Below are 25,052 nucleotides of genomic sequence, written 5' to 3'. Positions count from 1 at the left end.
GAAACAATTTACTGCAAAATTTTAAGTAGGAGTGACACTCTTATTAAAGGGCTCTGACCCCTTTAATTTCTGAAGCCATGATTCCGCCGCCAACTCCACGCGATCGCGCCCAAGCTCCTTAGCGCGATACAGTGCAGTATCGGCAAGTTTAACTAGACTATGCCGCTCAACATCGTCAGCAGGCGTGACAACTGCCATACCAATGCTGGCGGTAACGATGGTGCGGTGCTGACCCTGCACTAACTCGCTCAGTTTTATCGCCTCGCGTATTTTATTAGCCACCACCAGACCGCCATCAACATCAGTATTAGGCAGCAAGACGATAAACTCCTCACCACCATAACGGGCAACAAAATCCCCTGCTCGCACCATCTGCTGGCTAATCATCTGCGCACTGTGCTGCAGGCAATAATCGCCAAAGCCATGACCAAAATTATCGTTTATCCGCTTAAAATGATCGAGATCAACGATCAAAATTGCCAGACTGTGCTGGCTGCGATGAGCCCTGCGCCACTCAAGATCAAACTGCTTTTCAAAGTACAACCGATTGTACAGCTGGGTTAGAGGATCGGTCACGGATAACTGGTGAAGCTCGGCCGCCTTTGCCTCCAACAATTTACTGGTTCTTAATGCCCGCCAGTAATCGCGGTTAACTATGGCCGAAGTGATAATAAGATACGCCGTCAAACCCAAACAAAGGAATGCGATCAAGGCATTGTCGGTATTCAAATCCAGACACAGCACCACGACAGCAGGCAGCATACAAAAACTGGGAAATAAATAGCGTATATAGCGATCAATACTCAACACCGAAGTGCCTGCTGCTGCAATACCGCAAATAAACAACAGCAAGGGGACCTGAATGGAAGACCAAGCCTCACTATAAATACTCAGCGCGGCTAAAACACCCATATGCAATGGGTTAACTAAAATAACGCCCAGATAACAAAAACGCGCCCAAGAACGATTTGATTCAGCCCAGAATTCTACTCGGCTCAACACCCACAAACGCACCAGGCCAAACGCCAACAAAAAAACAAGATTACCCCAAAACAGTGAGGCTTGTTGCTGATACCAGCCACTCCCCACACCGATCACTAACCAGAGTACCGCATAAATAAAAGTGCCGCCCCGCGCTCGCCCAGCATTATCTCTCAGCATCAGTTTTAGCAGCTGTTGATGCTCTAAGGCGGTAAACTCCGCTTCTTGATTAATCGAGGAATTTTGCATTATTGCAGTATAGGCCAAAATGGTGGAACGGAATGCGAAACGTATTAAAGGGGTCATTAAAGGGGTCAGAGCCCTTTAATGACCCCTTTAATTCAACTGCCGGCTGCATTAGCAAGGGAAAGAATTTCTAACCTTCGATGAATCGCTCCAGCTGCAAGCGATAAAGTTCATTCTCACGCTCAAGCGCTTCTCTTTGCTGGATCAGTTCAATGATAAGTGCCACAGCGACCCAGTCGATTTCAAAATCCGCTGCCAACCGCGCAGCTTTTTTTATCCAATGTACAGTCGTTGATTCAAATACCCATTCAGTCTCGTGCTCTCCCTCAATTGGTTTAACAATGCCGTGTTCTACCATGCTGATAATGACGTCGCTTTCAATGCTTTCCAAATCGCAAAGCTCAGTAAAAGAGATATGTAATATTGGTGCGCTCATAGCTAATTACTCCACTCGGCTCTGGGGTCAAACTGACTGCTGTCGGCCAGTTTACGCCAAAGCTGTTGCGCCTCGGTATCGACCATATTTGGCATCACAATTTTGATAACGGCATAAAGATCTCCCGCAACGGACTTTGTCGGTAATCCTTTCCCCTTTATCCTTAACTTCTTACCTGCGGGTGTATTGGCTGAAATCGTCAGGTTTATCTTGCCCGTCAATGTGGGCACAACAACGGTTGTCCCAAGCGCCGCCTCCCAAGGGGCAAGAGGTACTGTGAGGATCAAATTGCGGCCTTGCACATCGAATAAGGGATGAGGCACAAGCCGAATATGCAGATATAAATCCCCGCCTCGCCACCGCCAAAGCCGGGAACCCCCTGCCCTTTTAAGCGAATTCTCTCACCATCCACAACCCCTTGCGGTATTTTAACGTTGAGATGTTTTTTGATCTGTTTTAACTGACCATTGTCATGAGTAGGAATAGTGTATTCAACCGCGCGCTGGCTGGCCGTAACGGTATCTTCCAAAAAAACCGGAAACTCGACTTCAATATCCTGACCCCGCCTTGAGCGCGTTTGCCCAGAGTGTTGGCGGCCGCCAAACATTGAATTAAAAAAGTCAGAGAAATCCTCACTACTTTGCTGGCCGCCACTAGCCGACTGCCAACCCGGAGGTGGTTGAAAGCCACTGTTCGACTGGCCACCGTACTTACGCAGCTCATCAAACTCAGCGCGACGGGTTTCGTCTTTGAGCACCTCATAAGCTTCCGCAACTTCCTTAAAGCGTTCCTCTGCCCCTCGTCAGGATTCATATCGGGATGATACTTGCGAGCTAATTTGCGATAGGCCGTCTTGATCTCTTTCACGTCCGCATCGGGTTTTATTCCCAATACTTTGTAATAATCTTTAAATTCCATATGATTAGCCTTGGCACAAAGACAATGTATAACGAAAAACGGTATGGAGCATGACAAGCGGATTCACTCCGTCACGTGCTGAGCTTAAGTCACATACACTAAAATGCAATAGATTCCTTAACCGGGCGGGATGGCGGCAGCACCGCCATCTATTGGAACCATAAAATTGCGAAGTTATTACCTGAACGTATAGCCTTTAGGTATTGATTGTAATTTTTTTCGAGCTACCCTCAGGCAGAGCCTTGCGGGGGATGGTAATAGTCAACACACCCTGTTTTAAATTCGCCTGGATATCATCCGCCAAAGCATCCTCTGGCAAAGCAAGTGTACGCTGAAAACTACCATAACTTCTTTCTACTCGATAAAACTGTCGCTCTTTGTTTTCCTGCTCCTCTTGTTTCTGTCCCTGAATAGTCAACACATCACCCCTAACCTCTACTGAAAAGTCGGCTTCAGTCAGACCTGGCGCCTCTACAGAAATTTGATAAGCGTCATTGTCGCTGGAGACATTCAAGTTTGCTCTGAACCCAGTCTCCTGCAACCAACCACCCGCCCCCTGAAAACCTGAACCAAACCCAGTCGATAAGGAGGGAAAACCAAAACCCCGAAACACATCATCAAACATCCGGTCTATATCCTGATGCAAACGCAGCATAGGATGCAAACCGTGATCGGACCTTGCTGGCATCGCCAATTCGTTCGCCTCACGCTTTACTGGAATCTGCCCGGTAGCAGTATTTTGATTTTCCTCATGCTTAAACCAATTCCAGGGATTTAATTTATGTAAGTCCATCGCGTACCTCCTATCTCATTCCATTATCAGAAGCCGCACTAAGCGGCTTCTGAACCTTCATTGTGCTCAATAGCTGTTGACTCATTAATGGTAATTGACTTGGGTTTCATGGCCTCTGGTATTTCCTTGACCAAATCAATCGTCAGCAGACCGTGAGATATTTTGGCATCCACCACTTCAATATGATCTGCCAAATTAAACCGGCGCTCAAAACTGCGATTGGCGATACCCCGATACAAATATTGACGATCTTTTTTGTCATCCGCTTTTTTACCGGCCACCGTCAATACACCTTTTTCAATCTGAATATCCAATTCGCTACGATCAAAACCCGCTACGGCCAAAGCGATTTCATAACGATTTTCATCCAGCACCTCAATATTATAAGGTGGATAAGCAACTGTATTAGGATCAGAATTTAATGACGCATCAAGTAAAGAAGCGACCCGGTCAAAGCCAATACTACTTCTGTATAAAGGGCTAAAATCGATAGTTTTCATAACGCATCCTCCAAAATATAAAGATATAAAATAAACTTATTAAGCCGCTTTAACGGCAGTTAGCACCTCGTGCTTATCTGCTATATAAGTTTATCTAATTTATTTTCAAGACCTGCCAGAAAAGATTTTTAATATTTAATAGTTTTAAATTACAGCAATTCTATAACTTCTGGATTTTAAGAACTTAACGGGTACGCACCACTGTCCGGAATAAATCTGCAACACCCCAGATAATTTGAAGTCACCCGGAACCGACGGCAAGCATCACCTAGCTGATCAAGTTAGAAGTGATAATCTACTTCAGAATAAAAACAGGCGTCACGGTTGTTTCCGCGCTGTATGACATGACAGGGCATTCCACCCAAATACATCCTTGGCTTACGAGGCATGGCAAAATCCTTTTTACCGGTGAGTTAAAATGTAGGGGGAAGTTTACAATAAAGTGGTGGAAAAACTAATGGGAAAATACGAATGAGTATCAGTTGTCACCGCATTTTTTGGTATTTTTCATTGCGGCCAAAAATTCCAAATACCGCTCATTCTGCTTTTCGTTCTCATGCCACTCTTTCAAATTCACGAGATTCATTGGGTGCTGAGCCGCTACCATTAAAGCCTGATCGAGACACTGCCTGTCACCAAAATAATAATAGTTAGCCAACCGGTCTTTCACGCAATCAGTAGGCGACAACAACCTCAAAGCACCCTGCGCTGTTTCTAAACTGGCCACTTGTGAGGATGGTATAAACTCATCCCCAATGGTTAATGGCGCAGAAGGAAATTCAACCGTTAAGTGAGTATTAGGATGAGCAAAATAGCGGCTATTGTGTTGCGTAGATTCAAAACCTATCGCCTTTAAAGCCGAACCGATTTGCTTGTTGGTTTTAAGGCTAACATCAATAAAATCGAGATCCATTGAGACATAACGCTCGTTGGAGTATATCGAAACGCACGATCCTCCTGTTAACACTACGTCAACCCCTTCTGCTTTCAAGGTTTGAGCAATTAAACCGGCAAGATCTAGCCTTGAAATGCCTTTCACCACACTCATAGAGCCTTACCTTTTTTACGCGGCCTACGCCTGTCATATAGCAATTCTTCCCTGGTCGCCTCCGGGCACATACTTAAGGCCTTTTCCATAAGCTGCTTCACCTCCTCAACAAAGGCATAGCGCGGATTAAATGAATAAACACGTGTATTACCCACCTTCTGATTTATCAATAAGCCATCTCGCTCCATCCGCTCCAACTGTTTTTGTACGGGACTAAGGTCGGTATTAAATGTACGAGCAATTTCCGTTGCATAGCCTTGCTCTCTTGCCGTTAAAAAGAGCAATACTCGTTCAGCATTGATTGATCCAAGAATGGCTTCTAGCATGTGCAAATCCAAAAAACCTTAAAAGTAGGTTTATACACCTATATAATAGGTTTTTCCACCTATAATTTGCCCTTTCTGAATTACGCGCAGCAAAAAATAAAACATTCAACTCCTGTAAAACGTGATCAAGGTCTGCCCAGTTCACTACGGCCTATTGAAAGGAAGCCCTGCTTTTAACTGGTTTATGGGGTCGTCAAAGGCTGGCGGGGGGTCGCCTAATCAGCGTCCTGATAGCCATTGGCTGCACAGGCTAAAGGCAAATCACTTGGACTTAATATGGACTTAAATCTACAAACACAAAAAAGCCCGCGATCAAGCAGGCCTCTAAGCTATTAATCTTTAGCAATTATATGGCCGGGACGACAGGATTGAATCAGAACAGCTTTAATGCTGTTCCGACCCCTTCGGGGCTTCGGCGTAAACGCCTCGTAGCAAAATGCGCGCGCATTTTGTGAACCCGTGTACGCACGCAGCTTTGCTGCGTGCTAACGAACAAAAAAGGCCACCTTTTTATAGGTGACCTTTTTTATGGATTGGTCGGAACGGCAGGATTTGAACCTGCGACCACTACACCCCCAGTGTAGTGCGCTACCAGACTGCGCTACGCCCCGAAAATCTCGGTTTTTACTGCTTTTGCCTGTCCATAGGGGCAGTTCGAGAGGACGGCCATTATACCGAAAAGCCTAGCTGGAACAAGCCGAATAACGGCTTTTACTGGTGCTAAAACATAGACTTAGGGTTTTAGAATTAGTTCTTTGTGGTGGTACGAAAAATCATCACCTTTGGCCAGGCGATCGTAGAGAACTACGTTGACGGTGGCGGCTAGATTCATGCAACCGGTGGTGGGGATATAGATGGTGTCGCTGCAAAAGCGGGTGATTTTTTTACTGAGGGTGCCATCCTCGGGGCCGAAGATGTAAAAGGCACGGGGTGGGTGTTTGTATTCTGGTAATGGTTTGGCACCTTTGACTAGTTCCACGGCGACGGGTACACAGCCAAAGGGAATGATGTCCTCCAAATCTTCGACGCCGACCAAGGGTAGTTTTTCGTAGGCTCTTTGGGTGTCGGTATAAAAGGGCTTGGCGAAGTCGTAGCGGCGGCCGGTGTAGAATACCGAGCTGACCCCGTAGCAACCTGCTGCGCGCATCACTGAGCCGACATTTTCCGGTGACTTGGGATTATAGAGGCCGATACAGGCGTAGTTGTTGGCGGGCTTGCTGACGTTATTCATTAGCTGCGCTGATCTATTGCAAAAGAACGGGGGATTATACGCAGTTTATCGCTGCGATTGTTGCTATGCTGCCACCGATTTATTTAATAGCCATCACTTATGAAAGACTGTAACCAATGCGGTAAATGCTGCATCCACTATGGCAATGCTGCGCTGTCGGCATCGCGGAGTGATATTGAAAGCTGGGAGTTATTTCGGCCTGATATCGCAGCCTATGTGCGCGGCGATGAGATTTGGTTTGACCCGGCCAGTGGCGAGCAATTACACCGCTGCCCCTGGTTGCAACAAGATTCAGCTAGCCTCAAATATACGTGTGATATTTATGAAGACCGCCCTGAAGATTGCCGCCACTACCCAGTCAGTATTGACGATATGATCAAGGATGACTGTGAAATGCTAGAAGTGAAGGACTTAAACGATCGTAAGCAAGCGCAGCAAACACTTGACCGGCTAATGAGTGACAGCCGCCCTCCCCTGGATAAGCCTTAACCGCAAACTGCGTTGTTGGCTACCCTACCACCGTCATATTTTCGCCGCTCCAAAATACCTTGCCTGAAATAATTCGCCCTGCGTCGTTATATTCAAACAAATCCAATCCCTCAAAGCGCATCCGCTGACCACGGTTGTCCATCAGCACTGTGAGCGGAAAGGCGGCAAAATTGCCTGCGCAACAAATCACGCCCCCCAGCTCAGCCTGCAAATTAATGGTCGCGGCTAGGCCGTAAAATTGTTTCGTTCCTTCAAAACCAAATCGGGGCGGTGAACCGATGGGGTCTTCGATACCAATTGACGGGTCAAAAAAATCGCTTAAGTTGTTGCTGTCGCGATTATTTAACGAATCTATATAACGCTCAATGGTGATAACTTTATTGTCGTCGGTCGGCCCCCAATACGCATGCACGGATTGAATTCGTCCGCCCTGACCCAACGCTACAATTTCTATCGCGTCGATTGACGCACCTGAGGGGTATTGCACACGCAACGGGAAGGCAATGTAGTGGCTGGCCATGCGGGTTGCACCGGTACGGCTAAATTTCACCCCCATTGCTGCGGCCGATTGATAAAAGGATCGAACCGTGTCGCCACTAAAGCGCGTGGCTATTGGGTCTTCGATCGTGGCGTCCACGGTAAATAAATTCATCAGCTGATCGATGCTGCCCTGATTACACAGCATGAGATAGCTATCGATAAAATCACTGACTTGGCTCATTAAGGTCTCGACTTAACTTAAAGGGGCAAGCGTCACTCAAGCGATGATGACACACTGGTGGGGAATTTAACGCAATAAAAAGGCCGCTAATTATTGCGGCCTTTTCGATAACCTAAACCAATGAACGATCAGGCTTTTAACACTAATAAGACATCTTCCAGTTCAGTAATCATTTGACGAATCATTTGCTTGTAATCGTTGCTATCTATTTCGCCTTCTTCGCCCTCACCGGACATACGCTGACGCGCACCACCAATGGTATAGCCCTGATCGTAAAGCAGGCTGCGGATTTGACGAATTAAAATAACATCTTCACGCTGATAATAGCGGCGGTTACCCCGGCGCTTAACCGGCTTCAGATTAGGAAATTCCTGCTCCCAATAACGCAATACGTGCGGCTTTACCGCACATAGGTCACTGACTTCTCCAATAGTAAAATAACGCTTGCCCGGTATTACCGGTAATTCTGCGTTATTGCTCGGTTCCAACATAGGCTTCTACTCGTGCTTTTAACTTCTGGCCGGGACGAAAGGTCACTACGCGGCGTGCGCAGATGGGGATCTCTTCCCCTGTTTTCGGGTTACGTCCTGGGCGCTGACTTTTATCACGCAGATCAAAATTACCAAAACCTGATAATTTCACCTGCTCGTTGTCTTCTAATGAATGGCGAATTTCTTCAAAAAAGTGTTCGACAACTTCCTTGGCTTCACGCTTATTAAGCCCTAGTTCTTCATACAGCTTTTCAGCCATTTCAGATTTGGTCAGAGCGGTCATTCACTGCATCCTTCACTTAATACGCTGCTAAGCAGCTGTTATTCGATCATCGTAGGGTCGCGTTAAAGCGCTGTTGCAACTGGGCCACTACGCGATCTACTGAGACATTTACCTCATCCTCAGTAAGTGTGCGCGAAGAATGCTGATACGTCAAACCTAGAGCTAGACTTTTTGCTTTAGTATCAATGCCTTTACCCTCATATATGTCAAACAACCTGAGGTTTTTAAGTTCATTGCCTGCTGTATTTCTAACCACTTCCAGTACTGTTTCAGCCTCAATTTCACGGCTGATAAGGATTGCCAGGTCACGGCGCACCTCAGGGAATTTTGACAATTCTGTGAACTTTGGCAGCTCAGAATCGGTAATGGCCGACAATTTCACCTCAAAAAGGTAAATAGTTTGCGAAAGTCCAAGCTTTTTCTGGAGTTCGGGGTGGATGGCACCTATATAGCCAACGTTCTCACCATTGCGACTAATCACCGCGGTCTGACCGGGGTGTAGCGCGGGGTGTTCACTCTTGGTAAATTCGATATTGGTACTATTACCACCCAGCTTAAATACCGATTCCAAATCCCCTTTCAGGTCATAAAAATCGACCGTCTCGCCCTTTTCAGACCAGGATTCAGGTGCCCGCCGGCCGGTAATCGCCCCCGCTAGCATCGCGTCCTGCGTGGGCAGGCCTTCAGCATTGGGGATAAACCGCAAGCCTGATTCAAACATCCGCAACCGGGATTGCTGACGGTTTAGGTTGTGTTTGAGCGCAGTGAGCAAGCCCGGCCACAAGCTGGTACGCATCACCGACATATCCGCCGAGATAGGATTAGCCAATGCTACGGTGTCATCTTGTGGACACACCCATTGCTGCACTTTGGGCTCTACGAAACTATAGGTAATCGCCTCTTGATAACCAAGGGCAATCAATTGACGACGGATAGATCTTAAGCCCAACTTGGTTTCGGGCTTGCCCTTCAGGCTAAGATCAGAATGAATTTGCGTAACTGGTAGTCTGTTATAACCGTAGATGCGCGCAATTTCTTCCAGCAGGTCGGCTTCAATGGCGATATCAAAACGCCATGAAGGTGCAACCACGTTCCAGCCCTCGTCGGTTTCTGTCACCCCAAGACCTAAGCGCGTCAACATATCGGTCACCGCCGGTTTGTCGATGGTCAATCCCAACAGTTTTTGAATGCGGGCGTGGCGTAAAACAACTTCCGTAGCCACCGGCACATTTTCCGCAGCGATCACTTCCTGCACAGGGCCGGGCTGGCCACCCACAACATCCAGCAATAACTGCGTAGCGCGCTCAATAGCCGCCACCTGTAATTGGTAATCCACACCGCGCTCAAAGCGATGTGAAGAGTCAGTGTGCAAACCATAAGAGCGAGCACGACCGGCAATATTCAGCGGCGTAAAAAAGGCCGCTTCTAATAAAATATCCTGCGTATCAGTTTTAACCGCACTGGCGTCGCCACCCATAATGCCCGCAAGGGCGATGGCTTGCTGGTGATCAGCAATAACCAGCGAACCGGCATTCAAGCTCAGCTCCTGGCCATCCAGTAACGTAATTTTTTCACCCTGCTCGGCGTGACGAACCCGAATACCGCCTTGCACACGATTCAAATCGAAGGCGTGCATGGGCTGGCCTTGTTCCAGCAAGACAAAATTGGTGACATCAACGACAGCATCAATAGAGCGAATACCGGAGCGACGTAGTTTTTCCACCATCCACAACGGGGTCGGCTGACTGACATCAACACCTTTGATGACCCGACCAACATAGCGCGGGCAATCCGCACCCGCTTGAATGTCGATGGGGAAAACAGTGTCGATTTGCGCAGCTACCGGTTTAATGTCGACGGGTGTTACTGCCGCTTGATATAACACCCCGGTATCACGGGCAATACCGGCGACACTTAAACAATCGGCACGATTGGGCGTGAGATCAACTTCAATAATAGTGTCATTCAAATTCAAGTAATCGCGAATATCCTGACCGGTAGTTGCGTCTGCCGCCAACTCCATCAAACCCTCATTAGCATCAGATAATTGCAGCTCACTTTCAGAACACAACATGCCGAAGGATTCCACCCCGCGCAGTTTGGCTTTTTTAATTTTAAAGCCGCCTTTGTCTTCTGCCGGTAACACTGCACCTACGGTCGCGAAGGGTATTTTCAAACCGGCACGAGCATTGGTGCTCCGCACACGACTTGCACCACTTCATCACCACCGGCCACCTGACAAACTCTCAATTTATCCGCATCAGGATGTTGTTCTATCGATAGGATTTCACCCACCACGACACCGGTAAAAGCGCCTGCTACTGGCTCAGTGCCATCGACCTCCAAACCCGCCATGGTAATTTTTTCTACTAATTCTTCGGTAGAAACATTGGGGTTAACCCATTCACGTAACCATTGTTCGCTGATTTTCATCTGTTTAAAATCCTAACTAAACTTTTGATATTCCCGACAACGGGGAATCTTATTGTTATCCAAACTTGCCAGCCACAAAGATGACAGCAACTAACAAGTCAATCGTGGCGCTATCTAAACTGCTCTAAAAAGCGTAAATCATTTTCAAAAAACAAACGCAAATCATTGACGCCATAACGCAACATCGCCAACCGCTCTACACCCATACCAAAGGCAAAGCCGGTATATTTTTCCGTATCGATATTTGAATACTCGAACACTTTGGGATGGACCATGCCACAACCCATAACTTCCAGCCAACCCGTCTGGCTACAGACGCGACAACCTTCACCGGAACACATCACGCATTGAATATCGACTTCAGCCGAAGGTTCAGTGAACGGGAAGTAAGAGGGACGAAAACGAACCGCTAAATCTTTTTCAAAAAATACGCGCAGAAATTCTTCAACAACGCCTTTAAGATCAGCAAAGCTACTATTTTCACTAATCAATAAACCTTCAACCTGATGAAACATTGGCGTGTGGGTTAAATCCGAATCACAGCGATAAACACGACCTGGACAGACTATCTTCAACGGCGGTGTGGCATTTTCCATCACCCGCACTTGTACCGGTGACGTATGCGTACGCAGCACTGTAGTTTCATCAATATAAAAAGTATCGTGCATGGCGCGCGCCGGATGGTGTGCGGGAATATTTAGCGCTTCAAAATTGTGATAGTCGTCTTCAATTTCGGGGCCTTCCACGACATCAAAGCCGATGGTTTCAAAAAATTCGGAAATACGCTCGATAGTACGGGTAACCGGATGCAACCCACCTACACCTTGACCGCGACCGGGCAAAGTGATGTCGATAGTCTCGCCGGCTAATCTGGCAGCAACCGCAGCGCCATCCAGTATTTCTTTGCGCTCGCTTATTTGCTCTTGCAAGGCCTGCTTTACTTTATTGATTTCAGCACCGGCTGCAGGGCGCTCTTCCGCCGACAACTTGCCCAAACCTTTCAACAAGCCAGTAATACTGCCCTTTTTACCTAGATAGTCGACGCGCAACTGATCCAGTGCGGCGGCATCTTCGGCGTTGGCGATGGCTTCACGAGCCGCAGCGGCCAGGGAGTCCAGATTTTCCATCGAATCATTCTCTTGGTTATTAGTAATAACAGCAAAGGCTACAAAAAGAACTACAAAATCCGCCCTGCTAAAATGCAAATAGGGAAAGAGCGGCAGCCCTTTCCCTATCTCGGAGTAAACGGGTTTGGATTAGTATCCTGTCCCCTGTTTACAAATTATCGCGTGTGGCCAAAAATTTTAGCCGCAACGACGATTAAGCCAAGGCTGCTTTTGCTTTTTCAACTACAGCAGCAAAAGCGGCTTTGTCGTGCACTGCCAAGTCAGCAAGAACACGGCGGTCAAGGCCGATTTCTGCTTTCTTCAGTCCAGCGATTAAACGGCTATAAGCCAAACCGTTAGCGCGTGACTGGGCATTGATACGAGTGATCCAAAGGGCGCGGAACTGACGCTTGCGCTGGCGACGGTCACGATAAGCGTATTGACCCGCTTTAATAACCGCTTGCTTGGCAACACGAAATACTCTTGAACGAGCTCCGTAGTAACCTTTGGCTTGCTTTAAAATCTTTTTGTGTCGACGGTGTGCAGTCACACCACGTTTTACGCGAGGCATAATAGTCTCCTGATTCTTAACCTAATAAATAGTGTGAGCTGCTTAGCCTTTGGCGCGCAACATACGATCGATTAACACTTTATCTGAAGCGTGAACTGCAGATGTTCCACGTAGCTGACGCTTACGTTTAGTGGTCATCTTGGTCAAGATGTGACTTTTATGGGCGCTTTTGCGTTTGTAACCGCTTCCGGTTTTTTTGAAACGCTTTGCTGCCCCGCTGTGTACTTTAGCTTTTGGCATCGTTAGATACTCCGCATTTAGGAACCATCAAAACTCTCATGAGCCTTCAGTGGGTTCAAAATATATTGATAAAACAAAAGAGAAACAGGCCCTTGCCCTTTAACTAACAGACACTTATTTAAAAGCACATCAATTAAAAAACGGTGAGCTCGCTGTTACTTCTTTTTACTCTTTGGGGCAATGACCATCGTCAATTGACGACCTTCCATCTTTGGAAATTGCTCTACAGAACCCAGCTCTTCGAGATCTTTTTCGACGCGCTTGAGTAACTCCATACCAATTTCCTGGTGGGCCATTTCACGACCGCGGTAACGCAAGGTCACCTTGGCTTTGTCCCCGTGTTCAAGGAAACGTGTCAGGTTGCGTAGTTTTACCTGATAGTCTCCCTCTTCCGTCCCAGGACGAAACTTTATCTCCTTAACCTGTGTCCGTACCTGCTTTTTCTTTTGCGCAGCTACTTGCTTCTTCGCTTCAAACACATGTTTACCGTAGTCCATGATCTTACAGACTATCGGATCGGAATCTGCTATTTGCACCAAATCCAGCGCAGCTTGTACAGCTGCCGCACGGGCTTCTTCGATAGGTACGATACCAACTTGCTCTCCGTCGGCACCAATTAGACGAACTTCTTTCGCTTCGATCTCGTCGTTGATCGTGGCTCGTTTGCTTTTACCTTTAATCGCTATTTCTCCGCAGTTAATTTAACGCTGTTATTCAGTTTCAGAAACGACACGGCCGCGTCGAGCTACGTCGTTGCTGAGGAGCTGTTCAAAGGCTGCCAAAGACATGGAGCCCAGATCCTCACCACTACGCGCGCGCACGGCCACGGTCTGATTTTCTACTTCCTTATCACCTATGACTAAGAGGTAAGGAACCTTCTGAATTGTGTGCTCGCGGATTTTAAAGCCGATCTTCTCATTTCTCAAGTCCGCAATCGCTCTAAATCCTTTATTTTTCAAGGAATCTTCTACTTTTTGCACATATTCGGACTGTTTGTCCGTAATATTGGCAATCACCGCCTGAGTCGGTGCCAACCAAGTTGGAAAAGCGCCCTCATAGTGCTCAATCAAAATGCCGATAAAACGCTCAAATGACCCCAGAATTGCCCGGTGTAACATGACCGGTACCTGCCGTGATCCATCCTCGGCAACATATTGCGCATCCAAGCGACCTGGCATCGAGAAATCCACCTGAATGGTGCCCAATTGCCACACCCGACCAATACAATCTTTTAGTGAGAATTCGATCTTGGGACCATAAAACGCCCCTTCGCCGGGTAACTCTTCCCAGGGCAGACCTTTGCTATCCAGCGCATCGGCCAGCGCCTTCTCTGCCTTATCCCAGGATTCATCGCTACCCACCCGTTCATCAGGGCGCGTCGATAAACGATAAATCACATCACTAAAGCCAAAGTCCGCATACACCTCATGTAATAGATCAATGAATTGCGCAACTTCGGGTTGAATTTGCTGCTCAGTGGCGAAGATATGCGCATCGTCCTGCACAAAGCCCCGCACCCGCATAATGCCGTGTAGCGAACCTGAAGGCTCATTGCGATGACAAGAGCCAAACTCAGCCAACCGCAGCGGTAAATCCCGGTAGCTCTTCAACCCCTGATTAAATACCTGCACGTGACAAGGACAGTTCATCGGCTTGATTGCAAAATCGCGCTCATCGGCTTGCAGAGTAAACATACCCGCACTGAACTTGGCGGCATGGCCTGACTTTTCCCACAAACTAAAATCAACCAGCTGTGGGGTTTTGATTTCACTATAACCATTGAGGTCTTGCTGCTGACGCATATAGCCTTCAATAGTCTTATATATGTTCCAACCTTTGGGGTGCCAAAACACCATACCCGGTGCTTCTTCCTGCATATGAAACAGATCGTATTTTTTACCCAGTTTACGGTGGTCGCGCTTTTCCGCTTCTTCCAAGCGGTGTAAATAGGCTTTCAGCGCTTTTTTATTCGCCCAAGCCGTACCGTAAATACGCTGTAGCATTTGATTGTTGGAATCGCCGCGCCAATAGGCACCCGCTACTTTCATTAATTTAAAGGCTTGTAACTTACCAGTGCTGGGTACGTGGGGGCCGCGGCATAAATCCATCCACGGGCCTTGCTTATAAATAGAAATATCTTCGCTGCCGGGCAAGGCTTCAATAATTTGAACCTTGTACTCTTCACCCATATCAGCAAACGTTTTGATTGCCTGTTCGCGACTGACGACTTCTCTAACAATGGGATGATCTTCTTTAGTAATTTCAAGCATGCGCTGCTCGATCTTTTTTAGATCGTCATCACTAAAAGGCTTTTCTGCCGCGAAATCGTAGTAGTAACCGTCTTCAATCACCGGCCCGATAGTGACCTGCGTACCGGGAAATAAATCCTGTACTGCCATTGCCATCAAGTGCGCGGTCGAGTGGCGAATTAATTCCAGCCCTTCATCATCACGCTCAGTGACAATGGCCAACTCAACATCAGACTCGATTACATAAGAAGTATCTAACAACTCGCCATTGATTTTTCCGGCCAGTGACGCTTTCGCCAGGCCTGGACCAATATCATTGGCAACATCAAAGATAGTGACGGGTTGATCAAATGAACGCTGACTACCGTCAGGGAGGGTAATAACCGGCATGTTACTTTCCTAATCAGTGGCGGGCCCTACCAAAGCGCGCGTGAAATTTTAAAATCGTACCAGGTACGTGGTGGTATAAGGGCGACAACTCTACCATAGCATTAATTTCTGTAAAGCTATGGCAGCAAATTATGAACAATTACCTGCCAGCTGTAATACTTTTTACCGCTGCCACCAGTGCCTGCATTTCTGCATCGGTACCAATACTAATGCGCAAGTACTCTTCAATGCGCGGCTTGCTGAAATAACGCACTACAATATTCTGCTCACGCAACGCGGTAAATAGCTCTCTGGCCGGCAGCGTGTTCGGCTTTGCCATAATGAAATTGGTTTTTGATGGCAATATGTCGAAGCCCAGCTCAGTGAGCTCTGCCGCCGTCCATTCCCGGGTGGCAATGATCTTGGCGCAACAGGCCTGAAAATAATCGACATCCTCAATCGCCACGGTTGCCGCTAACTCAGCCAGACGGTCTAAGGAATAGGGATTAAAACAATTTTTTATCCGCTCCAGCGCCTCAATTAAATCAGGCTGCCCCACGGCAAAACCAATGCGACTGCCCGCCAGCGAACGGGATTTGGACAGCGTTTGTACCACTAACAAATTAGGATATTTAGCGACCAGACTAACAGCAGACTCAGCGCCAAAATCGACATAAGCCTCATCGATAATCACTACCGACTCAGTGTTGACCTTAAGCAAGGCCTCAATATCATCCAGCGCTTTAGCAATGCCGGTGGGCGCATTTGGATTAGGAAAAATCACGCCGCCATTCGCCGTGTGATTGATATAAGCATCAAGCGCAATGTCGAAGTTTTCTGCTAATGGTAGCTGCTGATACTCAATACCATATAAACTGCAATACACCGTATAAAAACCATAAGTGATATCGGGGAAAAGCACCGGGCTGTCTGGCTTAAATAAACCCTGAAACGCAAACGCCAAAATTTCATCGGAGCCATTGCCCACACAAATATGATCCGTAGCAACACCCAAGTAATCGCTAAGCGCTTTTTTTAAGCCACCATTATTAGGGTCGGGATAAAGCCGTAAATTATTGATCGCCGCTTGATCGAGCAGTGCAGCCAACTTGGGCGAAGGCGGGTAAGGGTTTTCGTTAGTATTTAGTTTGATCAAACCTTTAACCTGCGGTTGCTCACCGGGCGTATAAGGTTCCAACTGACTAACTAAAGGACTCCAGAATTTTGATGACATGATGCTGACTTTACCGAATGACTCTAACGAGTGATGATACCAAATAAGTTCAAGGCGCGAGTATACAGGGATTTGCTAACGATGGGATGGTGAACGGCTTTGACAACTGTAAATTTCTAGCGCCGTTCAATATCGCGTAAATACTCTATCATTAGTGCATTAACCTCTTCAGACTTTTCCAGCTGCACCATGTGGCCCGCCTCGGCAATCATCTCTACTCTTCGCAAGTCTGGGAATTGCGCACGCATTAAACTGATCGGATCATCACCATGAAAACCCTCCAAATCCACATCCTGCTCACTGCCAATAAAATACGCCGGAATAGCACTGGCAACGCCTTCATAGGGTTTTCGCTGCTGCCATTTCAAATCCATCGACCGATACCAGTTTAAACCGCCGGTAAAACCGCTGCGTGAATACTCGGAAACAAAATACTCCAGCTCCCATTCACTCAACCAAGCCCAAGGTAACGGCGGCGGGGTTTTCATTGCCTGTAAATAGGTGGTGCCTGGAGGGTGTTGAAACATGGCAAAGAAATCCCCTTCTGCCCCCAGCGTCCAAAAGACTTTTTGAAAGAACTCCCTGGGTGCAGCCGCTAAATCGTTATCCGCTGGGCCAACGGGGCGGAAGTATTCAATATGCAAAAAATGCTGCTCACCGATCGCCTGATATTCGGTGAGTGGTGACACCTCCGGGTTATGAGGCGCCGCAGGATTTTCCAGCCCGATCACCGCCAACACCCGTTCAGGATGACGAAACGCTAAATCGTAAATCGCAAAAGCGCCAAAATCCAAACCAGCAAACACCGCTTTGCTAATGGCTAAATGATCCAACAGCCCGACTAAATCCGCAGTAATGTCATCGACACCATAGGCTTCATAAGATGCAGGGGCATCAGTCTGCCCCATACCGCGCATGTCCGGAGCAATGACCCTATACCCTGCTGCCGCCAGCGCAGTCATTTGCCGATGCCAACTAAACCATAAATGTGGAAAGCCATGACACAACACCACTGGCAAGCCATCATCAGGCCCGGCTTGCACAAAGTGCATATGGATATGATTGATCGTAGCGTGATGATGAACCCAGTCCGACATAAACAAATTCCACTAAGTCGTTTTTATTGATGACGAGCATAAAGCCATTTACTCTCGGTAAATATTACCGAGAGATTAAACAAACCTTTAGCGAGTGCCCAAACTACTTTGGCATTGAGCCACTAAACCCCGCAATCTTTTTAAACGGCACCCGCAATAGCCTGTTCAAGATCCGCCAAAATATCATCGATATGCTCAATACCGACCGATAAGCGAATCATCTCCGGTGACACCCCGGCCTGCTTTTGTTCCGCTTCGGTTAATTGACGATGAGTGGTAGACGCCGGGTGACAGGCTAACGATTTAGCATCACCGATATTGACCAGACGTTTGAATAATTGCAGCCCGTCATAAAATTTAACGCCGTTATCAAACCCACCTTTTAAGCCAAAAGATAAAATCGACGCGGGCTTGCCCTGCATATATTTTTTCGCCAGGGCATGGTAGGGAGAGCTTTCCAAGCCCGCATAACTCACCCACTCCACACTGGCGTGCGCCGATAAATATTCCGCAACTTTTAACGCGTTTTCAGTATGCCGCTCCATCCGCAACGACAAGGTTTCCAGCCCTTGCATTAACTGAAAGGCATTCATCGGTGATAGCGCTGCGCCAGTATTGCGCAATGGCACAGTACGGGCACGACCAATAAATGCAGCAGCTTCAAAGGCCTCGGTATAAATGACGCCATGATAAGCAGGCTCTGGCTGATTCAATACCGCGAAGCGCTGTTTGTGCTCTGCCCAAGGGAACTGTCCCGAATCAACAATAACGCCCCCCAAAGTCGTACCATGACCGCCGATATATTTAGTCAGTGAGTGCACTACGATATCCGCGCCATAGGCAATGGGTTTACACAACACCGGTGTGGCTACCGTATTGTCCACAATCAACGGCACACCCTGCGCATGTGCAGCATCGGCAATGGCGGCCAGATCCACAATATTGCCCGCAGGGTTACCAATGCTTTCACAAAAGACAGCTTTGGTTTTGTCATCAATCAAGGCCGCCAAACTGGCAGCACTATCATCCTTCGCAAACCGTACCTCAATTCCCAGCTTCGGCAACATATGCGCAAACAAAGTATAAGTACCGCCATAGAGCTGCGGAGTGGAGACAATATTATCCCCTGCTTCGGCCAAGGTCAGAATGGCATAATTAATTGCAGCACTTCCTGAGCTTACCACTAGACCAGCAATCCCTCCCTCCAACGCTGCCATGCGCTGTTCCAACACATCATTGGTGGGGTTCATAATCCGGCTATAAATATTCCCCGGCACCGTTAAATTAAACAAATCCGCACCATGCTGTGCATTATCAAATTCATAAGCAACCGTTTGATAGATAGGCGTTGCAACGGCATGGGTTGTTGGATCGGTTTCGTAACCATGATGGATGGCGAGAGTTTCATCTTTCATTGATAGCTTCCTTTATCGTTTACCAGCATCGGGGTAAAAACCATCATCATGATTTCTACCATTCACAGATCATAAAGACGCAAAGTAACGTACAATGGCGCCCCTGACAACGCTGTAGATATAACCATCTAACAGCCCCCATAATATAATTCAATTTCAGTAATGACTAACAACTCAAAAACATACGATGTCGTGATCCTGGGGGGCGGCGCCTCCGGTTTATTCTGCGCACTTACGGCAGCACAGCGTGGGCTATCGGTCATCGTTTTGGAAAAAGCCAATAAGGTGGGCAAGAAAATCCTGATGTCTGGCGGCGGTCGCTGCAACTTTACCAACCACTTTGTGGAAGCCGATAATTTTATTTCAGCCAACCGACATTTCTGTAAATCAGCACTCACCCAATATAGCCAGTGGGATTTTATTGCACTGGTCGAACGCTATCAAATTGAGTACGAAGAACGCAAACACAGCCAATTATTCTGTATAAACTCGGCCAAAGATATTCTCAACATGCTGCTGGATGAATGCCAACTGGCAGGCGCCGAAATTAAAACACATATCCATTTAACCAGCATTGAATCGCTAGCCATTGCCGGGCACTCAGAAAAACACCAACAGGCTGATAAACGCAGTCGCTATAAAATCAAAATTGAACAAGATCATCAGCAACTCGCCATCCACTGCCATTCGCTGGTGGTCGCTACCGGGGCCTTATCGATACCCACGCTCGGCGGCAGCGGCATGGGTTACGAGATTGCGAAGCAATTTGAGCTACCGCTTACAGAGCGCAGAGCAGGCTTGGTGCCCTTTATGTTCAGTGATAACACACTCAAGCCAATGTGCGAACGCTTATCCGGTTTGGCACTGGAAGTCACCATTCAATGCCGGCAGCAATCCTTTACTGAAAATATATTATTTACCCACCGCGGCATCAGCGGCCCCTCGGTATTACAAATTTCTAACTACTGGTATCCCGGCGATGAAATACACATTGATTTATTGCCTGGTATTAATGCCACGGATTGGTTACTCAATGCCAAACAGTCGCTAGGGAAAAGTTTATTAAAAAATGTATTACACCAGCATCTAGCCAAATCATTGGTGCTTGAGTTACAAGCGCTATGGTGGCCCGAACACAGCGCTACTGCACTGGCAGAATTTAGTGACAAGCAACTCAAAACTATTGCTGAAAAAATTAATCACTGGTCGCTAAAACCTTCAGCCACTGAAGGCTACCGCACGGCAGAAGTCACATTAGGCGGCGTTGATACTGATGCACTGAGTTCCAAAACCATGGAAGCCAAACAACAGCCGGGATTATTTTTTATTGGTGAGGTGGTTGACGTGAGTGGACACTTAGGCGGATTTAATTTTCAGTGGGCATGGTCTTCTGCGTTTGCGGCGGGGATGGCGGTTTAATTGTAGCGAAGGAATTAGAACAAAGACTATTTTTGAAATACAAAGGTAGTTATAAATCGAACTGACTTCGTTTTGACAAAAACCGGCCTAATTGTTCAGAATGTTTAGGTTAGATGAAATTTAACGTGATCCTGCACAGCTGCACTGGCAATGACCGAATGGAGTAAAGCTGGTTATCACATAATGTATCATTCATTATTTTGACATTCTTTTAGGGTCCCTAACTGACTCTACAACAGACGTAAAAAAAGTTTAGCTGAGGCTTGTGGTCTCAAATGTGCCAAGAACAGTATTGAGCAGATAAAAAAAGGCCCCGATGAAGGAGCCTTAAGATGAACTATTTGGAAAATTATTTTTTGCGTTTCAGACCAGCCAAACCAATCAATGCTGAACTGAATAGCCATGCTGCTGCGGGAACGGGAACGGGAGCTACATTGTAGGTTAATATAGCGCCATAATTGGATACTGTAATTCCCCCAAACCCATCAGTGTTTACCGAATTGGAAAGGACTTCATAGTCGAGCCAATAATTCATCCATATTTCAAGACATACATTGGTGGCGCCTCCTAGATCAGCACAGTCTGTGACATTTATTAAACCGTCAGTCCCAGTAATATCGACGTCTGCTGTTATCGCTCCATAGTAATCCTGCGTTACGAAGATTGACTCACTTGCAAACAGTATCTGACTTGTATCAGTGTTATATGTACCGATTGCAGAACCAGTGACAGAGTTGTCGTCAGAGGTTATTTGCGCACCGATGTCGATAAGTGCAGCGTCAACAGTAAAGGCTGAAGATAACAGGCCAATTAGAAGAATAGATTTTTTTAGCATGAGAGAGTACTCCGTACTTTGTTATGTTTTTATCCACAACAATAATGCCAGCTATAAAAAAGTAGATAAAGACTGTCTGCGTAAAGAGTTTCGACACCTTAACAACTTTTAATATCTGTTTTGGGTCACATTGCGCCTATCACGATACAAACACTTCAATAGACGCTGTTGTGCCAATTTGAGACATTGACACAAATGAAAAAGGCCCAATTATTATTCAGTTTATTGTTTTATTTCTTACGCTGAATGCCCGCCAGCCCGATCAAGGCAGAACCAAACAACCACCAAGCAGCGGGTAGGGGCACCTCACTTACCTCAGTAAAGTTTGATGTGTATACTGAGACAGCATCAAATTGAAATTGAAAATTTATACCCCCACTGATAATAATAGGGTCCGTCACATTGAGCATGGTCAGATAATTCCAATCACCAATACAATTGCCTACCGAAGTGCATGACTCATAACTTAATGAGCCAGAAGTTGCTACCAATTTATCACCATCCCATGCACCTGAAATCACCGCTAGTGTATGTGCAATACCGAAACCAGGGGTCGTCGTATGGTAGTCAAGACTAAGCGTCCCGACATCATCCAATACACCCGTACCAAAACCCGTATATTCAGTATAAATTGAACTTCCAGAAATATTAAAATTGTGGAAACTAAGCACTGCTGCTTGAGCAGGTACAGTGAAAAGTCCAGCAATTAACAAGCTGAGCATGGATTTAATCGTCATGGAAAAGCGCCTTATTCTCGAGGATATATTTTTATGGTTATACTTTCCTGCAACAGTATCCAGTTAACTCTATTGTCAGTCAAACCAATTCTGAAAGAATTCAAAAATTAATTTAAAGCATCACTTGATCGAGTGATATGAGCAATGAGGTAAAGGGTCAACAACTGCCGAAAATGTTCTTTTTAACTTACATGTAAACTAAATTCAAAATAGCGACAGCTCTTAATTCAAAAGCTGCCATCACACCTAACGCTTTCACTATTGCTCACCTCAGTTCCGTGCCAACAAAATACCTTAAAACAGATATAAAAAAGGCCCCATCATAGAGTCTTGGATACACTTTATAGAAAATTACTTTTTGCGTTTGATGCCAGCTAAACCAATCAAAGCTGAGCTGAATAGCCATATGGCACTAGGAATTGGGACGGGCGCAATATAAAACTCATTATCCTTAACCAAGAATGAGCCAACAGCAGCATATCTAGTGGTTAAAGTTGCTTGAGAGTTAAGTGTCACAACAAAATCATCATAATCTACGGTTGGTTGAAAGTTATATCTAGATACTAATTCTTTGTCACTTATTCTTGCTGTAGAAATATAACCTGCAGTTGCTGGGTCTTGATAGTACTGATCCAGCATACCAGCAGCCCAACCTGCGCCTTGACTTGAAACTCTATTGTTAAGATCAATCCCAAGAGAGTACCAGTACTTTCCAACATCGCCCAAAGTCTTAATCATATGCTCAACTAGAAAACTGTCACCCGTTATTGCAGTATCACAATATTTATATCCGAGATTGCAATCTGAATTAGCTGGCGCGTATCCGAAGTTCGTTACCAGTTGATCAAACTCTGCTGCTGTTGCGTAACGATAACCTTCAAACAAGCCTCCTTCTCCAAATTCCGATGTAACAGAATTATATGAAATACCTACTGTCTCAGTTAGATCAAGCCAATCTAAACCTGAACCTGTATCACGAGTTACACTACCCAAATCGATAATTGCAGCATTGGTGGAAATAGAAAGAATAAGGCCAATTAAGGCTAAAGCTTTTTTAATCACCGTAAGTCCCCATAACTCAAAAAGATAATCTAATTATTATTGATGCTTAGCATTATCTATGAACCTATAAATATCATCAAATTCACTTTACAAAGCCAACCTATAAAATGGTTAGAATTGTGAAAAAACACCAATATGATTACTGATAAGACAGTGCCCGTTGTGGGTCACTATGGGTTTGATGCTATTGATAGCGCCATCCGTATACGCGCTTGGGCCCCAAACTGGGGTATTCGCCAATTCCAACAAATTGGCGGCCCCAGTGTTACCGCCTATAGAGAAGCCCGCCACTTTGCCAATCAAGAGCTAACTATGACAATCCAGCGTGAGAAAGACACTAATTATCCAAACCTCCATTTGGTACCACATTGATTAAAATTGGGATGGATATATAATTTTTGAAGTACTAGAAAATTTATATGCATCCCGATCGACCACCACTCACTACTTCGATTGCCATCTGTCCTGCCGCCGTATCTCACGACTAAAGGTAGAGGAAAACGCCTGCATTCTAGCCTTGACTAATCTCCTCCTTCCTTCATCAGTACGGGTATAAATTAATTCAGTGGGCCCAACGTATTTACACCAAGCCTTATAAAAAATATGAGCAAAATCCTTTTTCACCGCCAACCTCATTGGTACTGCGTGATAATCATCTCGCTTCATACCATAGAGCGTGCCTTCACGCACCACTAAGTAACGAGGGCTTTCTATAGGCGCTAGAATTTCAGCCAAACAGTCGGCAAATAAGGATGATTCGTAAAATGTACTACCGGACAACGCTAAGTAAAATGTGCCATCGAAATTATTAACGACGTTTACTTTTATTCGCCTGATAGAAGTTTCTATCAAACCAGCTTGGCAAAGCGCCTCATTAAGGGCGAGACCGATTTGTTTAATGGAGCCATCAACAGGCAAATGTTTAAGTAAGATACGCACTGCAGCTATCGTTTTTGGCAGTTTGTAAAGCATAGCTCCGCCAACAGCGAATAGCAGTAGAAGCACCAGCTCAGGCGCTCCACTCGCATACGTATGCAAAGCCAAGTTTATGGCAATAAAAACTGCACCTGCAAGCTCCAGCAATAAATACATCAAGGTATGTTTTAAATGATAAGCCCGTATACTTGGTACTGATGGAGTTTTGACCGAAGGAATTACCCTTGCGGATTCATCTAGGGTTAAGGCCTGCTGCCACCTCTCATTCACCACGCAAATTTGCTTAAAACGTTTTTTCATCTGCCAGTTATTTGCAACTACAGGTGATTGAGGATTGAGGCTATTAAGTGCATTAAACGCAGATGCCTTTATTCTTTCAAAACCACTTTCGATAGTGAGGCCACGCTCAGAAAGCCCCACGAAAGTATTAAAGCGCTTTTTCAAATCATAGTAGTCACTCCACCCCGAATAACCTGCCTTGCCATCGATTGCCACCAAATGCCAGATAGAACTTGTTTTATTACGGTTATTTTTATCGATACGAATAGCTCGACCGCGCATCTGATTGGTGAGCATAAAAGAACCTACTGAACTGGCAAGTATCAGGGAGTTAATGGCGGGAGCATCCCAACCTTCACCTAGAAGTGCGCGTGTACCGACGAGTGCTTTAATCTCTCCCGACATTAGCAAAGCCGTAAAAGCCACTGTCAGTTGATTTAGCGGGCCGCACACTTTTTTGTAGTGTTCAGAATTCCCCATGGGTTCTATGTTAAAACGATCGCCGTCGACCAACGCTAGTAACTGATCTAGTCGTGAGCTATGAATAATGCTCAACCGGCCAGTCAATAAACCAATTTTTTCCGGAACTGGTGACGCTAAAACCAGA

General features: G+C 46.2%; 25 protein-coding genes, 1 tRNA gene and 2 pseudogenes. 3 read left to right on the top strand and 25 right to left on the bottom strand.

All coding sequences use genetic code 11. The features are described from left to right. Window positions 1–21 precede the first annotated feature (21 nt). The 9 genes and pseudogenes from UNITIG_RS01400 to UNITIG_RS01355 all read right to left on the bottom strand — a co-directional run bounded on the left by UNITIG_RS01400 (window position 22) and on the right by UNITIG_RS01355 (window position 6,479). Window positions 22–1,230 (bottom strand): GGDEF domain-containing protein, encoded by a 1,209-nt coding sequence (locus tag UNITIG_RS01400; protein ID WP_159931027.1) that lies wholly within the window; start codon window positions 1,228–1,230, stop codon window positions 22–24. A 127-nt stretch (window positions 1,231–1,357) separates the two neighbouring features. Continuing rightward, window positions 1,358–1,663, bottom strand: a complete 306-nt coding sequence (locus tag UNITIG_RS01395; protein WP_101756763.1) for a chaperone modulator CbpM — start codon at window positions 1,661–1,663, stop codon at window positions 1,358–1,360. A gap of 2 nt (window positions 1,664–1,665) precedes the next feature. Then, a pseudogene (locus UNITIG_RS25380) lies at window positions 1,666–2,581 on the bottom strand (DnaJ C-terminal domain-containing protein). 196 nt (window positions 2,582–2,777) lie between these two features. Further along, entirely contained in the window at window positions 2,778–3,374 is a 597-nt protein-coding gene (locus UNITIG_RS01385; RefSeq protein ID WP_101756762.1) for an Hsp20/alpha crystallin family protein, read from the bottom strand. Window positions 3,375–3,412: 38 nt separating this feature from the next. Further along, window positions 3,413–3,874 carry an Hsp20 family protein gene (locus UNITIG_RS01380; RefSeq protein WP_101756761.1) on the bottom strand — a complete coding sequence of 154 codons (462 nt, stop codon included), beginning with the start codon at window positions 3,872–3,874 and terminating at the stop codon, window positions 3,413–3,415. Window positions 3,875–4,352: 478 nt separating this feature from the next. Beyond that, window positions 4,353–4,922 (bottom strand): hypothetical protein, encoded by a 570-nt coding sequence (locus tag UNITIG_RS01370; protein ID WP_101756760.1) that lies wholly within the window; start codon window positions 4,920–4,922, stop codon window positions 4,353–4,355. Next, window positions 4,919–5,248 (bottom strand): winged helix-turn-helix domain-containing protein, encoded by a 330-nt coding sequence (locus UNITIG_RS01365; protein ID WP_101756759.1) that lies wholly within the window; start codon window positions 5,246–5,248, stop codon window positions 4,919–4,921. The genes UNITIG_RS01370 and UNITIG_RS01365 overlap by 4 nt, the downstream gene beginning before the upstream one ends. A 534-nt stretch (window positions 5,249–5,782) precedes the next feature. After that, window positions 5,783–5,859, bottom strand: a tRNA-Pro gene (locus UNITIG_RS01360). Between the two features lie 122 nt (window positions 5,860–5,981). Further along, on the bottom strand, window positions 5,982–6,479 hold the full coding sequence (locus tag UNITIG_RS01355; RefSeq protein WP_101756758.1) for an RNA methyltransferase: 498 nt from the start codon (window positions 6,477–6,479) through the stop codon (window positions 5,982–5,984). 99 nt (window positions 6,480–6,578) lie between these two features. Here UNITIG_RS01355 and UNITIG_RS01350 point away from each other — a divergent pair, with 99 nt between their 5' ends. Next, window positions 6,579–6,968, top strand: coding sequence for a YkgJ family cysteine cluster protein (locus UNITIG_RS01350; protein ID WP_101756757.1), 390 nt, complete (start codon window positions 6,579–6,581; stop codon window positions 6,966–6,968). A gap of 19 nt (window positions 6,969–6,987) precedes the next feature. On the opposite strand, the gene UNITIG_RS01345 is transcribed toward UNITIG_RS01350, so the two are convergent. From UNITIG_RS01345 to UNITIG_RS01290, 12 genes and pseudogenes are all read right to left on the bottom strand, one after another. Further along, the gene (locus UNITIG_RS01345; protein ID WP_101756756.1) at window positions 6,988–7,689 is read right to left on the bottom strand and encodes a nuclear transport factor 2 family protein; all 702 of its coding nucleotides are present in this window, start codon (window positions 7,687–7,689) and stop codon (window positions 6,988–6,990) included. Between the two features lie 128 nt (window positions 7,690–7,817). Beyond that, a complete protein-coding gene (locus UNITIG_RS01340) occupies window positions 7,818–8,180 on the bottom strand; it encodes a MerR family transcriptional regulator (RefSeq protein ID WP_101756755.1) in 363 nt (120 codons plus the stop codon). Further along, window positions 8,161–8,463 (bottom strand): integration host factor subunit alpha, encoded by a 303-nt coding sequence (ihfA, locus tag UNITIG_RS01335; protein ID WP_101756754.1) that lies wholly within the window; start codon window positions 8,461–8,463, stop codon window positions 8,161–8,163. Before ihfA ends, UNITIG_RS01340 begins: the two co-directional genes overlap by 20 nt. A gap of 46 nt (window positions 8,464–8,509) precedes the next feature. Beyond that, window positions 8,510–10,896: pseudogene (gene pheT, locus UNITIG_RS01330) on the bottom strand (phenylalanine--tRNA ligase subunit beta). A 110-nt stretch (window positions 10,897–11,006) separates the two neighbouring features. Further along, window positions 11,007–12,023, bottom strand: a complete 1,017-nt coding sequence (pheS, locus tag UNITIG_RS01325) for a phenylalanine--tRNA ligase subunit alpha (protein ID WP_101757147.1) — start codon at window positions 12,021–12,023, stop codon at window positions 11,007–11,009. Between the two features lie 193 nt (window positions 12,024–12,216). Then, window positions 12,217–12,573, bottom strand: coding sequence for a 50S ribosomal protein L20 (gene rplT, locus UNITIG_RS01320; RefSeq protein ID WP_101756753.1), 357 nt, complete (start codon window positions 12,571–12,573; stop codon window positions 12,217–12,219). Window positions 12,574–12,615: 42 nt separating this feature from the next. Then, window positions 12,616–12,813: a 50S ribosomal protein L35 gene (rpmI, locus tag UNITIG_RS01315; RefSeq protein ID WP_101756752.1), complete on the bottom strand. Its 198-nt coding sequence runs from the start codon at window positions 12,811–12,813 to the stop codon at window positions 12,616–12,618. Window positions 12,814–12,968: 155 nt separating this feature from the next. After that, the gene (infC, locus tag UNITIG_RS01310; RefSeq protein WP_101756751.1) at window positions 12,969–13,499 is read right to left on the bottom strand and encodes a translation initiation factor IF-3; all 531 of its coding nucleotides are present in this window, start codon (window positions 13,497–13,499) and stop codon (window positions 12,969–12,971) included. Window positions 13,500–13,523: 24 nt separating this feature from the next. Then, window positions 13,524–15,452 carry a threonine--tRNA ligase gene (gene thrS / locus UNITIG_RS01305; RefSeq protein WP_101756750.1) on the bottom strand — a complete coding sequence of 643 codons (1,929 nt, stop codon included), beginning with the start codon at window positions 15,450–15,452 and terminating at the stop codon, window positions 13,524–13,526. A gap of 139 nt (window positions 15,453–15,591) precedes the next feature. Further along, complete coding sequence (gene hisC / locus UNITIG_RS01300; protein ID WP_101756749.1) at window positions 15,592–16,665, bottom strand: histidinol-phosphate transaminase; 1,074 nt, start codon at window positions 16,663–16,665, stop codon at window positions 15,592–15,594. 116 nt (window positions 16,666–16,781) lie between these two features. Beyond that, the gene (locus UNITIG_RS01295) at window positions 16,782–17,762 is read right to left on the bottom strand and encodes an alpha/beta fold hydrolase (RefSeq protein WP_101756748.1); all 981 of its coding nucleotides are present in this window, start codon (window positions 17,760–17,762) and stop codon (window positions 16,782–16,784) included. A 140-nt stretch (window positions 17,763–17,902) separates the two neighbouring features. Then, complete coding sequence (locus tag UNITIG_RS01290; RefSeq protein WP_101756747.1) at window positions 17,903–19,177, bottom strand: O-acetylhomoserine aminocarboxypropyltransferase/cysteine synthase family protein; 1,275 nt, start codon at window positions 19,175–19,177, stop codon at window positions 17,903–17,905. A 162-nt stretch (window positions 19,178–19,339) separates the two neighbouring features. On the opposite strand from UNITIG_RS01290, the gene UNITIG_RS01285 reads away from it, so the two are divergent. Then, window positions 19,340–20,596, top strand: a complete 1,257-nt coding sequence (locus UNITIG_RS01285; protein ID WP_101756746.1) for an NAD(P)/FAD-dependent oxidoreductase — start codon at window positions 19,340–19,342, stop codon at window positions 20,594–20,596. A 349-nt stretch (window positions 20,597–20,945) separates the two neighbouring features. Here the strand turns inward: UNITIG_RS01285 and UNITIG_RS01280 are convergent, their stop codons facing one another. The 3 genes from UNITIG_RS01280 to UNITIG_RS01270 all read right to left on the bottom strand — a co-directional run bounded on the left by UNITIG_RS01280 (window position 20,946) and on the right by UNITIG_RS01270 (window position 23,230). Beyond that, the gene (locus tag UNITIG_RS01280) at window positions 20,946–21,431 is read right to left on the bottom strand and encodes a hypothetical protein (protein ID WP_101756745.1); all 486 of its coding nucleotides are present in this window, start codon (window positions 21,429–21,431) and stop codon (window positions 20,946–20,948) included. Window positions 21,432–21,661: 230 nt separating this feature from the next. After that, the gene (locus UNITIG_RS01275; RefSeq protein ID WP_101756744.1) at window positions 21,662–22,168 is read right to left on the bottom strand and encodes a VPLPA-CTERM sorting domain-containing protein; all 507 of its coding nucleotides are present in this window, start codon (window positions 22,166–22,168) and stop codon (window positions 21,662–21,664) included. 351 nt (window positions 22,169–22,519) lie between these two features. Then, a complete protein-coding gene (locus tag UNITIG_RS01270) occupies window positions 22,520–23,230 on the bottom strand; it encodes a hypothetical protein (RefSeq protein ID WP_101756743.1) in 711 nt (236 codons plus the stop codon). A 135-nt stretch (window positions 23,231–23,365) separates the two neighbouring features. Here UNITIG_RS01270 and UNITIG_RS01265 point away from each other — a divergent pair, with 135 nt between their 5' ends. Next, on the top strand, window positions 23,366–23,602 hold the full coding sequence (locus UNITIG_RS01265) for a hypothetical protein (protein WP_101756742.1): 237 nt from the start codon (window positions 23,366–23,368) through the stop codon (window positions 23,600–23,602). Between the two features lie 72 nt (window positions 23,603–23,674). Here the strand turns inward: UNITIG_RS01265 and UNITIG_RS23245 are convergent, their stop codons facing one another. Then, window positions 23,675–24,925, bottom strand: coding sequence for a hypothetical protein (locus UNITIG_RS23245; RefSeq protein WP_200821135.1), 1,251 nt, complete (start codon window positions 24,923–24,925; stop codon window positions 23,675–23,677). Window positions 24,926–25,052: the final 127 nt, after the last annotated feature.

Origin of the sequence: Oceanicoccus sp. KOV_DT_Chl (genome assembly GCF_900120175.1) — a bacterium.
GTDB lineage: Bacteria > Pseudomonadota > Gammaproteobacteria > Pseudomonadales > Dasaniaceae > Oceanicoccus.
This window is presented reverse-complemented; position numbering and strand designations above follow the sequence as displayed.